This is a genomic window from Streptomyces sp. NBC_01390 (genome assembly GCF_045040105.1).
GTDB lineage: Bacteria > Actinomycetota > Actinomycetes > Streptomycetales > Streptomycetaceae > Streptomyces.
This window is the reverse complement of the sequence record NZ_CP109551.1, coordinates 6,816,437-6,830,415: the sequence shown is the minus strand read 5'-3', so window position 1 is coordinate 6,830,415 and position 13,979 is coordinate 6,816,437. Positions and strand designations below refer to the sequence as shown.

Below are 13,979 nucleotides of genomic sequence, written 5' to 3'. Positions count from 1 at the left end.
TGACAACGGGTGAGGCCGTTGAGCCTACTTCGAGTATCCGCCCGGCAGTCGCGCCTATTCGAGGTCCCGGATCAGTTCAGAACTGATCCGGCTGAGCCCCTGCTCTTCGATCCGCTGCCCCATGCGCTGGAACGCGCTCCTGTCCTGGCGTGCGGTACGGAGAACCACTCTGAGTGGGTGGGAGGTCCCGTTGAGGCTCCGGAACTGGTACCCCACCGAGAAGTCTCGGTCCTTGGCTCCGTCGATGATCGGTGCCATCGCCTCGTGGGCCGCGGTCTCGTCGGAGGCCGACAGCAGCCGGGCGGCGATGCCGAACACCGCGCCGCCGGAAACCGGGTCCGCCGATGGATCGCTGTAGTGGTGTGAGGCCCGGCGCTGCTTTCCGATCGGGGCCCGGGACTTTGCGAACTCGGCGTGCCGTCGCTCGGCTTCCCGGTCAACGAGTACCGCCAGGGCCTCCGTGTCAGCCAGTTCCCTGGCGCGAGGCCAGGTCATGAAGATCAGCCCGCTCAGAGCACGAAGATCGATGAAGTACTGGGCCGCAGGAATTATCCAGCCGAAGCTGCCCACCGACTTCGGTCCGTCCGGTGCCAGCAGTCCGTCGAAGTAGTACTGGAGCCTCAGCAACGCAGCGACCGTGGCGGGAGCTTGAGGAGCCCGGTCCACCCCGTCGCCGGCCAACCCGGCGCCGCAGACCGTCCGCGTGCCGGGGAGGGTGGCCCGGCACTGAGCGGGGTGAAGCCCGGCTTCGGAGCCGCGGGCGATCAAACTCCCCGTACGTGTGGCATTGACGTCCTGCCCACAGCGGGGACAACCGTGCAGAAGCAGGCGCTGGTGCCGCAGACAGGCGAAGACGGGAGGCAGCCGCCAAGACCGCCGCCAGGATCCGCCATGACGCTCCTGGATCGCGGACCCGTCGCCTGAAAGGCATCTGGGGCAGTACCGGGTCGTCCTCGTGAGGATCCAACTGTTGTTCTGGAGTATCCCCGCGGGGGTGCGGGTCTCTGCCAACAGACGTGCGTTCAGCGGACCGTAGCGCCTGCCCAGCGGAGCGGTCAGCAACCGCCGGGCCTCGTCGAACGTGAGGTGAGTGGTACGGGCAAACGCGTGGAGCCGCTGCTCGTCCAGGTCGTGCAGAAACCGCATGGGGATGCGAACCGTGCTGCGGGTCAAGGCCGAAGAGACCAGCCCCGTGCAGACCGCGACCTCCGAGGGAGCGGCGCCGTACCGGTGGGCGAGCCGGAGTAGATAGCCGCGAAGTGATTCGTCCTCCAGCGGATCGAGGCTCCGCGGCAAGGCCCGGAGACCGACGCCAGGAATATCAGGCATCGGCTGCCGGGCGGCCGCCCTGGTCGTCGAAAACGGTGTTCCGGCCGCGCTTGCGGCGCTTGGGCGGGACGGCCTCTTCCTCACCCCTCAACACGGGGATCTCGCCGGAGGCCGCGTCCCGTCCGGGGATGTTGCCGAGGTTGATGGGGATCTCGTCGAACAGGCTGATGGTCAGGTTCTCCTGGGTGTTCTCCATGGCCTTGGTGCAGCCGTCCTCGATGAGCCGTTTCAGCAGCCCCACGATGCCTTCGGTGCGGCGGAACAAGTACTCGGGCATCGTGCCGTCGGTGAGCATGCCCGGCGCGGCCTGGAAGAGCCGCAGCTGATCCTCGACTCCGGCGAGGTGGTTGACCCAGGCGGCGATGCCGAGGGGAGTGTCGTAGTGGAACGGGTTGAGGTTGATCATGTCGAAGCGGCGCTCGGTCTGGGTGGCCGCCTCGTCGTTGTAGCTCTTTCCGCGCTTGGTGGGTGACAGGACCATCTGTCCGGTGCGGGGATCGTGGCGGCCCTCCCGCAGGAGCCCGGAGCTGGGGATGTTGACGCCGATGAGGATGAGGGTGACGTTCAAGCTCATCAGGTCGCGGATGAGATCGAGGGTGTCCTGGTCGTCCTCTCTGTGCATCTTCAGACGCGTGATGTCGTCCATCAGCAGCGCGGTCGTGCAGTGCGCGTGCAGGGAGTCGCGGACGTTGCGGATGAGCCCGCGCAGGGTCTTGGCGTGCGGGGCTCCGTAGAAGTCCAGGATGGCCTCGCACAGTCCCTTCGGTGTGGCCTTGACGGGTGTCTGGCAGTAGGCCACCGGCAAGAAGAGGTCCCGGGTGCCGGGGATCGCGTTCGGGTTGAGCTGGTGGTGCAGGTCGCGCCAGAAGTCCTCGAACTCGGCGGCGGTCTCGCAGGCCGTTTCCGTCTTGCCCTGGTAGCCGCCACCGTTGATCATCAGTCCGTCGCGGGTGCCGGGCGTCTGCTTCAGCGCGTTGTTCTGGATCCGGGACCGCATCAGCGCGGTGACCTGCGCGCTCATCGGTGTCTCCTGCATCCGCAGGTTCACGTGGGTCGCGGTGCGGTGCAGGTCGTGCAGGCCCCGCTTGCGGGGGCTCATGGCCCGGTATTGGTCCAGCGAGAGTCTTGGGGCCGGGATGAACGTTCCTCGCGTCTGGCGCCACTGCTGGTATCCCTCGTGGGTGACCCGGTTCGGCGAGGGGCCGAACCGGAGGAACGGGACGACACCGTCCGGTGGTCCGCTCTGGCTGTCTGCCATCTCAGTCCTCTCCCTCCGCGTTGTCGTCCGGGCCGATGGCCGGCTCGGCAGCGTTGCACTCGTCCTCGTCGGGGAGGTGGAACAGGTTTCCCTTGCGATAGCTGGCGCCCAGCGGGGGCGGCAGTGCGGGCCGTGACGGCCCGGCCTGTTCTCGGCGCCGACGGCGCTCGGCGTCCAAGCTCTCGGCTGCCTGCCGGGCCTGATCCGGCCAGTGGAGATGGACGACTGTGCCCTCTGCCTTCCGGACGACGGGTTTCTTCTCGCTTCGTGCGGTGGCGAGCTGGTCGGCAACTGCGGCCTCGGCCTGTGTGACATCGCGGGCGTACTCGGTGCGCTGAGACTTTTTCAGACGGGTTGGCCACTGCGTGACTGGTGTCCGCAAGCCGATCAAGTCCAGTAGCAGTGGCAGGAGTTCGGCATCTGTCTTCGGCTTCAGACCGGCCCTCTCCGCGCGCTGCAAGAGATCGCGGACCCGGGCATCGCCGAAGGCCGGCACCTTCCCTTTCGGTGGCAGCCCCGTCCAAGTCAGCGGATGCCACTCATGGGAGAGCGGGTCCTGGAAGAACACCGTGCGGCGGTCGCGTGGTTCCCGGTGGACGATCCACTGCCATTTGTGTTTGCCGCCGCGGGTGGACCGTTGGTCGCGGTAGGGGGCGAGGGCCGGGCCGTCGTACCAAAGTCCGCGGACTTTCACACCGCGCCGACCGTGGATCCTTGTCACCGAGTGCTCGGGCAGCAGCTGGTAGTAGAGCTCGGGCGAGGGGATCTCCATCGCGAAGCCGCCTTGTGCGAAGGAGGCGGCGAACAGCGAGTTCGGGCTGTGGTCCCCGCCCGGGTCCCAGCTCGGCGCGTACTCGCCCAGGCGGCGCTGTTGCCACACCTGAACGATCCAGGTAGCGATCAGGTGTTCCATCTCCTCGATGGTCCACGTCGCATCACCCTCCGGGTCGGCTCCGCGGTCGGCGACGTCGACCCCGGTGTAACCCAGCAGCTGCTCGAACAGCAGAGATCGGATACTTCCGAATGCTCTTTCGACGACCTGCTTGTCCGTGGGGCGCAAGACGCGGGAGGGAAGGATGTTGCATCCGAGTACGCGCTGGACATCGACGAGATGGTGGTTGCGGTAGACCGACCCGTGGTCGGTCGTCACCGTCTCCGGAGCGAAGAACGGCAGCCCGGCAACCTTGTGGCCGGCGAACTCCGCAACCACCGCGGCGGGCAGCCCGGGGTAGGGCCATTCCATCTCTTCTCCCCAGTCCGCCCGCATTGGCAGCGGCAGCGTCACGTCCCGCAGCAGCATCGCGACGTCCACCGAGGTGTCGGAGACCAGGGTGAGCCTGAACGCACAGAGCGAGTGCGTGTAGACGTCCATGGCGAGGGTGAGATGGACCTTCACAGGGTCGCCGAACACGCTTTCACGGACCATGACCGGCAGCACCGTGGTGTCCAGCGCCACCACCTGCCCGGGACGGTGGACCACCACATGCCCCGCCTTGGTAGGCAGTTCCGCCGACCGCGCATAGCGCTGACGGGCCCCACCTGGGCCGAACCATTCCTTCCAGACCCTCAGCAGCGTGTGATAGCTCGGCACCGCAACGTCCGCCCCGAAAGTCTCGCGCACGTACTGGTGGATCATGGCCTCACGGGTTCGGCCGTCCACCCGCGAGCGGTGCAGCGTCTCTGCCCTCACCGCGAAGATCGCCTCCCGGACCTCCTCGCTGATGCTCGGGTGTCCGCCGCTCTCGCGCAGCCATCGGTCGTCCGCGCAGCCGATCAGCCCGAAGCGGTTGCGGTTCTTCTCCCAGCGGATCAGGGTCCGGTAGCCGACCTCTGCCAGGCCGAGCAGCTTTGCTTCCTGGCTGGCCAGGGCCTTGAGCTCGGCGACCTTCGCCAGCCGCCGCTGGGTCAGCGTGGTCGCCTCGGGGTTGTACTCGGGCTTCGGTTCACCCGGCCCCGGCCGAAGCGGGTCCCCGCTGCGGAACCCGGTCTTGACCTCCAGCAAATGGGCCGCGCGCAGTTCGGCCAGTCGGCGCTTGCCGGGCTCCAAGTCTCCTACCGACGCAGGCTGTCGTCCTCGACTCGCACCCGGTTCCGAGGTTCGCGACGAGGAACGGCAGTGCTCGTGATTGGCGAGGAAGCGAAAGGTCAGCCGTTGCCGGACACCGTCCGGCCCCACCAACTGGACACGTCCAAGGTGCGGTTCACGCAGTTCAACGGTCCACTCCACGTCATCGAGCACCACTCCGGCGCCGACGGACAGATCAAGCGCATGAGCGGTGTTCACGAACCCTCCGAACCAAGTACGACCGTCGAGCGGTCCGCAAGCGGCCTGCTCAGATCGACACCAAGACGGCGATGCCACAGCAGGTGGAGGAGATGAGCCCGCGCGACCGGTTCGAACGCACTACCCGTCACGATCTCCCTCAACGTCAAGCCCTCGCCGGCCCCGGCGAACAGGCCCGGCTGAACGCCCAGCGGGTCCGCCAGCGGCCGCCGCCGCGACGACATCTCGTCCACCGTCACCAACACATGTGGCTTCCACCGCGCTGCCACCGCGTAGTGCCAGCCGCAGGTCAGCGCTGCTTCGGCTGTCGCCGCGAAGGACTCCCGGTCCTCCTGCTGGATCAAGTCGGCGGGGCGGACGTCAATCAGCCAAATGCCCAGGCGACTGATCGCGAGGAAGTCCGGGGTGTGCTTGCGCCAACCGGCAGCCGTACGGAACCTCAGCCGCAGCGGCTGCGAGAGAACTTCGGTCACATCGCCGGCGAAGTCCAGAGCCAGCAGCAGCCCGGCTTCTTCCAAGCTTTCGAAACCGTGCAGACGCCCCGTACTGACCATGTACTCCAGCCCGGGACGATGGCGCTGATCCCGCCTCCACGTGAAGCCCCTCATCGGCCCCAGCCTGGTGACCGGAGCCGCTGCCAGGTCAGCCACCGGACAGGTCGCCTCGCCCCCGGCGTGACGCCAGGTCGCCGTCCACTGTCGCGTCCAGCCCTCGGACAGATCGAGCCCATCCCGCCCAGCGCCGAGCGAGACAGGGACGAGCAGGTCTTCCCACCAGCACGAATGCGACCACAAGGGCCTGCACCCCGCACCGTCGGCCGCCTCGGCGTGTACGCTGCCGGATCCCTGATTCTCCGCCACACCCTCAGACAAGCGAAGCCCCGCGTACGGCGTAGGCGATCTCCGGTACTGGTGACAACAAGACCGCAAACAATCTCAGGGTGACAAGAAAGATGCACATTCAGTGACAGCAACCCTGCTCACGCCGTCTCGGAATGCAAGGCCGGGACAGCTGCCGGGTGACAACTTCCGTGCTCAGTCACAAGAGGTGTGACTGAGCACGGTAGGTGACCTGTCTCGCTGAAGGCGGGCCAATCTCGGTGTATCCGAGCAATCTGGCTGTGTGTCTCGGTCAACCTTGGCCATCTGCTGTTCTGTCTCGCTCTTTCTGAGCCGCTGCCGCGGCTGGCTGTCTACGGTCGTCGTACATGGACAGCGCCGGGTGGGGGTGTCTGGTGGAGGCTGAGGACTTTCGGCTGGAGTACGTCGACGCTCGCGGTGACCTGTATGAGGGGCCGCTTGAGGTGATGTGGCCGGCGCGTTTCGAGGCGGCCGGGCAGGTGCGGACATTCCCGTCGTACCCCGGTCAGCGCAATTTTCCCGGCTGGTACTGGGCTGCCACGTGTGCCGAGTTGGTGGGTTATGAGTCGTGGGTGGAACTCGGTCAGCTGCTGAGGCTGGACTCCGATCCGGGGGTAGTGGCGATGGCGTCGCAGCCGTTCCGGCTCTCGTGGCGGTCCGGTGGCCGGGCTCGGCGGACCAGCCATACCCCGGACTACTTCGTGCGCCGCCGGGACGGTACCGGTGTGGTGCTGGACGTGCGTCCCGACGACCGGATCGAGCCCGAGGATGCGGTGAAGTTCGAGGTCACGGCGGTGGCCTGCGCACGGGTGGGCTGGGGTTTCGAACGGGTGGGCGTGCTCGATCCGGTGCTGGCGGCGAATCTGCGCTGGTTGTCGGGCTACCGGCATCCGAGGGTGCGGCGAGAGCCGGTGGCGGCGGAGTTGCGGGCGGTATTCGCCCGGCCCCGGGGTCTGTTGGCGGGGGCCCGCGCGGTGGGTGATCCGATCGCCGTGCTGCCGGTGCTCTTCCATCTGCTCTGGCGCCGGGAACTGGCGGTGGATCTGGAGGCCGGTCTGCTGTCGGCGGCCACGCAGGTGAGCCCGGGGTCTGCGATCGCGGAGGAGGCGGGAGAGGATGCCGGCGCGTCCGCAGCTGCTGTCGCTGGGTGACAGGGTCCGCTACGAAGGGCGGGAGCACACGGTTGCCGCCCTGCACGGCACGTCGGTGCGGCTGGTCGATGACACCCAGGCCGCCAGCGTCGTGCTGCTGGGACATCTGCTGGCGTCGGAGGGTTTCACCGTGCTCAGCACCTCGCTGAGCCGCCCGCCGCTGCCGGAGGCCGGGGTGCTGGAGGGCCTGCCGGAGGAAGCGGTGCAGCGGGCTGAGTGGTGGCGGCGGCATCTGACCGAGCTGCTCACCGGCCGTCCGGACGGCGATACCAACGGCCCGGTGCGGGCCGAGTACGACCCGACGGTGCACTCTCTGCGGCAGCGGGAGCTGGCCAAGGTGGCCGAACTGCGGGACTGCGGTGAGGCGGTAGGGCTGAGCACGCTGCGCCGGATGCGGTCCCGCTTCGAGAACGAAGGGGTAGCGGGCCTGGTCGACGGCAGGCTGCGCAAGCCCGCCACAGGCACGAGCCGGGCCGATCCCCGGGTGGTCGAAGCGATCGTGAAGGTCGCGGGCAGCCGGACGGACGAGCCGACCGTCTCCGCGCAGGTGCTGCGGCGCCGCGTCGAACGGCTCCTGGCCGCCGAGCACGGTGCCGGAGTGGTCCGGATGCCGTCCCGGGCGGCGTTCTACCGTCTGCTGGAAGCGGTCTCGGCCGGGCAGCATCTCTTCGGTTCGGCCCGCACCCGCCGTTCGCTGGGCAAGCAGCCGAAGCGGATGTTCGGGCAGCTGAACTCAGCCCGCCCCGGCGAGGTGATGGAGATCGACTCCACGCCGCTGGACGTCATGGTCATCCAAGATGACGGGACAGTGGACCGCTGCGAACTGACCGGGCTGATCGACCTGGCCACCCGGACTCTGGCTGCGGTGGTGCTGCGTCCGTCGACGAAGGCGGTCGATGCCGCGCTGCTGCTGGCCCGCGCGATGACGCCGGAACCGGTGCGGCCCGGCTGGTCCGACGCTCTGCGCATGTCGCGCTCCGTGCTCCCCTACGCTTCCTTGCTGTCGTTGGACGAGCGGCTGGACAAGGCCGCCGCGGTCCCGGTGATCGTTCCGGAGACGGTGGTCAGCGACCACGGCAAGGCGTTCATCTCGGACAACTTCCGCAATGCCTGCCGCCATCTGGGGATCTCGTTCCAGCCCGCGCACCCGGACACCCCGACCGACAGGCCGCACATCGAGCGGACTTTGGGCTCGGTGTCGACGATGTTCGCCCAGTACGTGGCCGGCTACACAGGACGCAGTGCCGAGATGCGGGGCAAAGATCCTTCCGCGCAGGCGGCCTGGTCCATCCACGAGCTCCAGGAACTGCTCCAGGAGTGGATCGTCATCTGGCAGGCCAGACCGCACGACGGGCTGCGCGATCCGCTGATGCCGGACCGGCCGCTGAGCCCGAACGAGAAGTACGCCGCGCTGGTGTCAGCGGCGGGATACGTCCCCGTCGCGCTCAGCCCGGAGGAGTACATCCAGCTCATGCCCCGTGAATGGCGGGTCATCCACCGCAGCGGTCCTCGCGGTCGCGCTCGGTCCCGGCGGCCGGACACTGGTGGCCTCCAGGACACGCGACATCGGCCATCGGAGCGGCGAGGTGTGGGACACCGCACGCCGCAGCAGGGCGGCCATGCTCAACGACCTCGGCAGCATCCACCTGGCCGTCCGCCCCGACGGCCGGTTGCTCGCCGGAGACGTGGACTTCACCGAGCTGCCGTCCGGCCCGGTCACCCGGCGCACCCTCAGCCAGGGCGAGCAGATCAACGCCCTGGCCTTCAGCCCCGACGGCTCCCGCATGGCGGCGGGTGACATGACCGGCCGCGTAGCCCTGTGGGACGGAACCCTCCGCCACCGTACGGGCGTCCTGTCGAACCTCTTCCCCGCGGCGCTCGGTGACACCCCCGAAGCCGTCGACGCCCTTGCCTTCAGCCCCGATGGCAGCACCCTCGCCGTCGCCGGCGACTCCGGCACTCTCCAGCTCTGGGACACCGCCACCCAACAACCCCTCGGCGGCAACCTGCCCACCCCCGGCGAGCCGATCCGCTCCCTCGCCTTCAGCCCCGACAGCGCCACCCTCTACGCCACCAGCGACCACACCCCGCTCCAGCGGTACCCCATCACCCCCTCCCACGCCATCACCCAGGCCTGCGCACGCACCGGCACCACCCTCACCGCGGCCCAATGGCACCTGTACATCCCCGACGCGCCCTACCACCCCGTCTGCGACGCGCCCCGCGCACACTGACCACTGCGCGGCGTTGCCCGACGGTTGGCGTTCCCTGACGTGGAGTGACCTCCGCCCGCCGAGCAACCGTGCGCCGGGCGGGCAGGGCGGGCCGGGCACACGTATGCCGTTCCAGCCTCCGCGATCCCGCGCGTGACACGACGGGCCGGACTCCAGGCAACGCGCCGCTGACCTGTTTGTTCACGCCCTTGAATCGGGTTGCCGGACAACTCACGGCCGCGAAACATCGCTCGCACCCCCCTTGACCACCACCTACTCGACCTCACCCGCGTTTGGTCCCACCGAGCGAAGGAACTCGAAAATGGTCCCCACCCCTGTCAAGAAGTGGCTACTCACCGTCGCAGCCTGCGGCCTGGCGTTCAGCGGCCTGACCCTGGCCTCCGCCCCGACCGCGAGCGCGACGGGCAACGGCAATGAGACGGACCTCAACGGCCACTGGGACAACCTGCTCCCGAACATCTGCCAGGACGGCTCCAACCGGAGCGGCCAGAGCAAGTGGTTCTACAACATCGACACGCACGAACTGCACGACAAGAGCTACGAGGGCAAGTACCCGGTCTACGACGTGATCGGCGGTCCTCGCGCGGCCAAGGCCTACCTGAACCCGAACTGGGTCGAGATCCTGGGCCACTGCTACTACCCCGAATCGTCCTCCTGGACGTATGAGGGGGGCGAAACAGCCTGGTCCGAGTCGGCAAGCAACTGCGACAACGGCGGCCCCCTCAACTACAACGTCACCCAGAGCTACACCACCACGACGACCACCACCAAGACGGTGGGCGGCTCCGTCAGCGCCAGCCGCGCCATCGGCAAGCTGTTCGATCTCAGCCTCGGCGCCGAGTTCGAGCACTCGTGGTCCTACGGCAAGTCCGTCGGCTGGTCGCGCACTGTCGGCATGAGCGTCCCGGCCGGCCGGACGGAATGGTTCGGCGCGAGACCCCTCAAGCGCGTGGTGCGGGTCAACCCGCACTTCTGGCTGGACATGTTCGCGTGGAACACCATCAAGGACGGCAACGGCTTCCACTCATCCAAGAACTGGGGCGGCTACGGGTACAGGGCCCTCGTAGACCGTGACTACTACTACGACGGCACGTCCAATGTCCTCAACAGCAGCCACCAGCCGCAGTTCCACTTCCTCCTCCACGGGCGCGCCAACAAGTGGAGCGACTGCCACTGACACGTTGCGGCACCCCTGAGATCCGAAGTGCCCGCCGGACTTGTGCCGGCGGGCACTTCGCCGTGCTTGGAGCGCTTCTCCCGGACGCTGGGTTTGTCCATGGACGTACGCCGGAGAGGAAGGGTCCGCCGACTACGACCGCGCGCTGCTCGCGTGGGCGGACGACTCAGACAACGTGCCCGCAGGCCGTTGCCCGCCGCGGGGCAGCGCTGGGGAAACCGCAGCTCGGAGGCCGTCTCCCCGGGGCCGGGACGGCGGCCTCCGGGATTGTCCGGAGTGATGGAAGGGGCTCGCGGGACAACCTCCCGGCCCTGACGATCGAGCAGGGATCCGGAATTCCGGACCCCGTCCCTCTCTCACGTAACGGAGACCTCTCCCATGGCCTCTCGCCTGTTGCAGCGCGTGGGCACGTCCCTCGCCGTGCCCGCTCTCGTGGTCGGCGCGTTCGCGCTGGCCGCCCCTTCTCATGCGCACTCGACGTCCTCGAAGGCGTCCAGCACTCTCACCTTGAACACCAAGGACACCGAACTCTCGGCCTCGACCTGGTACCTCGCCCACTGGGACGTCGACGCCAGCGGCGAGGGCTACGCCCACACGATCAGCCACCTGCGGTCCATCATCGACGCCCACGGCGGTCACCGGGAGAACGTCCAGCGGGGCGGCCGGAACCTCGCCGTCGACGTCACCCCGGGCGCCAACGCTGACCACGCGTACATCGACCTCACGGTGACGACAGCCGGTGCGACCGTCCACCTGATCCTCAGAGTCAGCGACATGTACGTCGTCGGGTGGCACTTCTACGCGCCCCAGTACGGCAATGTGTACATCCCGCTCAGCCGCGACCACCCCGAGGACATACCCGCCGCCGTCCTGAGCCCCACGCAGAACGGGTTCGGGCAGTACGGCGACATGAACGGCCACGAGAACTACAACGACCTCGCCAGATCGGCCAACACATCGCTGGAGGACCTCAGCCTGAGTCACCAGAACCTCCGGCAGGCCATCTTCGACCTGCGGCAGAACCCGCAGAGCCAGTCGGCGAACTACATGAGGACCAAGTCGGTCGCGATCCTCCGCCTGATCATGGCCGTCTCCGAGGGCACCCGCTTCCGCCCGATCGCCGCCGACCTCGGCCGTCAGCTCAACACCGGCGGCCAGACCCACATGGCCCGCTACATCGAGCTGATCCGCAACTGGCGCGACATCAGCCGGGTCTTCACCAACCCCGGCGGCGCCCTCAACTGGGTCCACACGGCCGGCTGGGGCGACATCCGCGACCGCTCGGCCGCTGCCGCGGTCCTGATGGTCGCGCTCGCCGCCCGACCCGTTACTTCCAACATCAAGGACGAACTGTGAGGCCCACGGCTCACCGCCGTCGCCGCCTCGTCGCTTGACACCGGCGTCGCCCCTCACCTCAGCACCCACCCCGCCCACCGCGCCCGCTGCGGTGGGCGCGGTGGGCGGGGCACCCCCGTAGAAACCCTGACCTGATTCCTCGCGCTGTCGCCCCCTGCCCCCATGGACACGACGGAATTCGGGATGTGACTACCATCTACAGATGGCTCGCAAAGGCAAGGCGCGGCGCCTGGTGGTCGATGGCGAGACCTTCCTGTGGTCGTTGAGTCACACCCACCAAGCGCTGGGCAACGGTCGGTACGAAGACTGCTGCGAGACCTTCAGCATCCGCCGGTTCAGAGCGAGAGGGTGTCTCCGCATCGTCTTCCGAGCGGGCCCCGACAGACTTGTCCCCGACGGGTATCTCATGCCTTCCGGCGCGGTCGGCACCGCCGTCGGCGGAACGTTGAACCTCCACGAGCCGGGCACCGCCAGGGCCCTGCTGGACGCAGCCCTGGCCCAAGGATGGCGTCCCGACGATCCCTTGACCGAAGAGGTCGACGGCTGGACTCTCTTCGACGCCGTGATCACACGCCGAGGCGCGCTCGCGCCAGATTGATCTGCTGGTGGGAAATGACCCCGGCCGAGTTCCGATGCACCGTCAACCAACGTGACAGCGCCCACGGGGGTCGTCGCACCGCTGGCGTCAGCTGTGTGCGGTCACATACAGGGTCTGGGTGCTGCGACCGAGCGGGCCCTTCTCGTCGTGCAGGGCGGACTCGGCGAGCCCGATGCCCGCGCCGTCCACCATCGTTCGGGCGTCGAGGCAGACCCATTCGCCCTGCGGATGGCGGAGCAGGCTGACGGTGAGGTCGGCGTTGACGAAGGAGTAGCGGTGGAAGTCCAGCGCGGCGCTGACGCCGTTGCCGGAGTCGGCGGCCGTCAGCACCCGGCTGAGCGGTGTGGTCTCCTCGCCCGCGACCAGGGGGACCCGCATCCGCATCCACACTGTGGCCGGCCCGGGCTCCAGAAACGAACCGGTGGCGAAGCGTATGTCCATCGCGGTGTGGTAGCCCTGATCCCACGGCACCGGAAAGAACGCCTGCGGAGCTCCGGCCCCCGGTACGGGCACCTGCCGACCCGGCGACACCTGCGGTACCGAGTCCGGCACGCTCTTCATCAGCAGAGCCGTCGCCCGCATCGCTTCCCGGCCGCCGTCGGGTGTCAGAGCGACCTCCACGAGCTCGACGCTGCGCCCGGCACGCAGCACGCGCGTGGCCACGCTCAGCGGCCGGATGGGGACCGGACGCATGATCTCGTAGGTGAGCCGGGCGACCCGCATGTCCGGTCGTCCGCCGGGCCGTTGTTCGACGGCCAGAGCAAGCAGCGCGGCCGGCGGGCCGGCGTGCTGTGATCCGGCGTCCCAGGGGCCCCGGGTGTAGGCGGTGGGGACGAATCGGCCACCGGCCTCCCGCTCGTAGAAGGCCTCGGCCTGCGACATCGGCATGTCTGTTCCTCCCTGTCGCACGGAGTCGCACGGACTGCCGACGCATGATACTAAGCGCTTGGTCACCTTGCAGGCGGTCGCCTCGTACGGCGCCGTCAGCCGAGGTTCGTGGTGTCGCGCAAGGTGGTCAGTACGGGGGCGTACATGCGGGTCTTGATGGTGCCGAGGGTGTCGCCGGCCTTGTTGACCTGGGCCTGGGCGAGTTCTACGGCCGTGCTGCGGACGGCGTCCTCGGCGACCGCCTGGTCGACGATGCCCGCGGCCGCGGCGTCGGTGCCGCCGTAGCGGTGGGCGGTGACCATGGCCCGGTGTGCGGCCTGCGGGGCCAGCCGGGCCTGGATGAGGGCCGCCATGCCGGGGGTGAAGGGGATGTCGATGTCCGCCTCGGGCAGGCACCAGTAGCCCCGGTCGGCGCGCATGACGCGGAAGTCATGGGCGAGGGAGAACATCGCGCCCGCCGCGAAGGTGTGCCCCTGCAGGGCGGCCACGGTGATCACGGGCAGGGACAGCATCCGCGCGAACAGTGCGTGGACGGAGACGACGTAGTCCTGGTACTGGTCTGCGTTCGCGAAGAGCCACTCCAGGTCCAGGCCGTTGGAGTAGAACTTCCCCGTCGCCGCCGTCACCAGGGCGCGGGGCCCTTCGGCCTTCTCCACCTCGTCCAGCGCCGCACCGACGGAGGCGAGCCAGTCGGGGTGGAAACGGTTCTCCCCGTCTCCGAGGTCGAGAACGAAGACGTTGTCCTGGCGGTCGAGCACTGGCATGGCGGCTTCCTCAGGGGGCGGGGGGCTTGGACTGGCCGAGCCATCTACTTACTTGCCGGTAACTTATGGCGTGTGCCATG

General features: G+C 68.4%; 12 protein-coding genes and 1 pseudogene. 6 read left to right on the top strand and 7 right to left on the bottom strand.

The features are described from left to right. Nucleotides 1–54: 54 nt before the first annotated feature. The 5 genes and pseudogenes from OG241_RS30865 to OG241_RS30845 all read right to left on the bottom strand — a co-directional run bounded on the left by OG241_RS30865 (nt 55) and on the right by OG241_RS30845 (nt 5,731). Complete coding sequence (locus OG241_RS30865) at nt 55–627, bottom strand: hypothetical protein (RefSeq protein ID WP_405826925.1); 573 nt, start codon at nt 625–627, stop codon at nt 55–57. A gap of 255 nt (nt 628–882) precedes the next feature. Then, nucleotides 883–1,329: pseudogene (locus OG241_RS30860) on the bottom strand (TniQ family protein); the annotation flags it as partial. Continuing rightward, entirely contained in the window at nt 1,322–2,587 is a 1,266-nt protein-coding gene (locus OG241_RS30855) for a hypothetical protein (RefSeq protein ID WP_405819835.1), read from the bottom strand. The gene OG241_RS30855 and the pseudogene OG241_RS30860, both read right to left, overlap by 8 nt. Before the next feature lies 1 nt (nt 2,588). Next, nucleotides 2,589–4,871, bottom strand: coding sequence for a transposase (locus OG241_RS30850; protein WP_405819833.1), 2,283 nt, complete (start codon nt 4,869–4,871; stop codon nt 2,589–2,591). Next, a complete protein-coding gene (locus OG241_RS30845) occupies nt 4,868–5,731 on the bottom strand; it encodes a TnsA-like heteromeric transposase endonuclease subunit (RefSeq protein WP_405819831.1) in 864 nt (287 codons plus the stop codon). The genes OG241_RS30850 and OG241_RS30845 overlap by 4 nt, the downstream gene beginning before the upstream one ends. A 347-nt stretch (nt 5,732–6,078) precedes the next feature. Between OG241_RS30845 and OG241_RS30840 the strand changes: the two genes are divergently transcribed. The 6 genes from OG241_RS30840 (at nt 6,079) to OG241_RS30815 (ending at nt 12,247) form a co-directional block, all read left to right on the top strand. Next, the gene (locus OG241_RS30840) at nt 6,079–6,882 is read left to right on the top strand and encodes a TnsA-like heteromeric transposase endonuclease subunit (RefSeq protein WP_405819829.1); all 804 of its coding nucleotides are present in this window, start codon (nt 6,079–6,081) and stop codon (nt 6,880–6,882) included. Further along, nucleotides 6,848–8,680 carry an integrase gene (locus tag OG241_RS30835; RefSeq protein ID WP_405819827.1) on the top strand — a complete coding sequence of 611 codons (1,833 nt, stop codon included), beginning with the start codon at nt 6,848–6,850 and terminating at the stop codon, nt 8,678–8,680. Before OG241_RS30840 ends, OG241_RS30835 begins: the two co-directional genes overlap by 35 nt. Continuing rightward, on the top strand, nt 8,568–9,116 hold the full coding sequence (locus OG241_RS30830; RefSeq protein WP_405819825.1) for a WD40 repeat domain-containing protein: 549 nt from the start codon (nt 8,568–8,570) through the stop codon (nt 9,114–9,116). Before OG241_RS30835 ends, OG241_RS30830 begins: the two co-directional genes overlap by 113 nt. 301 nt (nt 9,117–9,417) lie before the next feature. Then, on the top strand, nt 9,418–10,293 hold the full coding sequence (locus OG241_RS30825; protein WP_405819824.1) for a hypothetical protein: 876 nt from the start codon (nt 9,418–9,420) through the stop codon (nt 10,291–10,293). 378 nt (nt 10,294–10,671) lie between these two features. Continuing rightward, on the top strand, nt 10,672–11,649 hold the full coding sequence (locus tag OG241_RS30820) for a ribosome-inactivating family protein (RefSeq protein ID WP_405819822.1): 978 nt from the start codon (nt 10,672–10,674) through the stop codon (nt 11,647–11,649). A gap of 202 nt (nt 11,650–11,851) precedes the next feature. Next, complete coding sequence (locus tag OG241_RS30815; RefSeq protein WP_405819820.1) at nt 11,852–12,247, top strand: hypothetical protein; 396 nt, start codon at nt 11,852–11,854, stop codon at nt 12,245–12,247. An 87-nt stretch (nt 12,248–12,334) separates the two neighbouring features. On the opposite strand, the gene OG241_RS30810 is transcribed toward OG241_RS30815, so the two are convergent. After that, a complete protein-coding gene (locus OG241_RS30810; protein ID WP_405819818.1) occupies nt 12,335–13,135 on the bottom strand; it encodes a thioesterase family protein in 801 nt (266 codons plus the stop codon). Between the two features lie 95 nt (nt 13,136–13,230). Continuing rightward, entirely contained in the window at nt 13,231–13,899 is a 669-nt protein-coding gene (locus OG241_RS30805) for an enoyl-CoA hydratase-related protein (RefSeq protein WP_405819816.1), read from the bottom strand. Nucleotides 13,900–13,979: the final 80 nt, after the last annotated feature.

Coding starts and splice junctions, on each gene's coding strand:
- OG241_RS30825 (WP_405819824.1), top strand. CDS start 9,418: ATGGTCCCCACCCCTGTCAAGAAGTGGCTACTCACCGTCGCAGCCTGC.
- OG241_RS30840 (WP_405819829.1), top strand. CDS start 6,079: ATGGACAGCGCCGGGTGGGGGTGTCTGGTGGAGGCTGAGGACTTTCGG.
- OG241_RS30810 (WP_405819818.1), bottom strand. CDS start 13,135: ATGCCGATGTCGCAGGCCGAGGCCTTCTACGAGCGGGAGGCCGGTGGC.
- OG241_RS30805 (WP_405819816.1), bottom strand. CDS start 13,899: ATGCCAGTGCTCGACCGCCAGGACAACGTCTTCGTTCTCGACCTCGGA.
- OG241_RS30835 (WP_405819827.1), top strand. CDS start 6,848: ATGCCGGCGCGTCCGCAGCTGCTGTCGCTGGGTGACAGGGTCCGCTAC.
- OG241_RS30855 (WP_405819835.1), bottom strand. CDS start 2,587: ATGGCAGACAGCCAGAGCGGACCACCGGACGGTGTCGTCCCGTTCCTC.
- OG241_RS30815 (WP_405819820.1), top strand. CDS start 11,852: ATGGCTCGCAAAGGCAAGGCGCGGCGCCTGGTGGTCGATGGCGAGACC.
- OG241_RS30820 (WP_405819822.1), top strand. CDS start 10,672: ATGGCCTCTCGCCTGTTGCAGCGCGTGGGCACGTCCCTCGCCGTGCCC.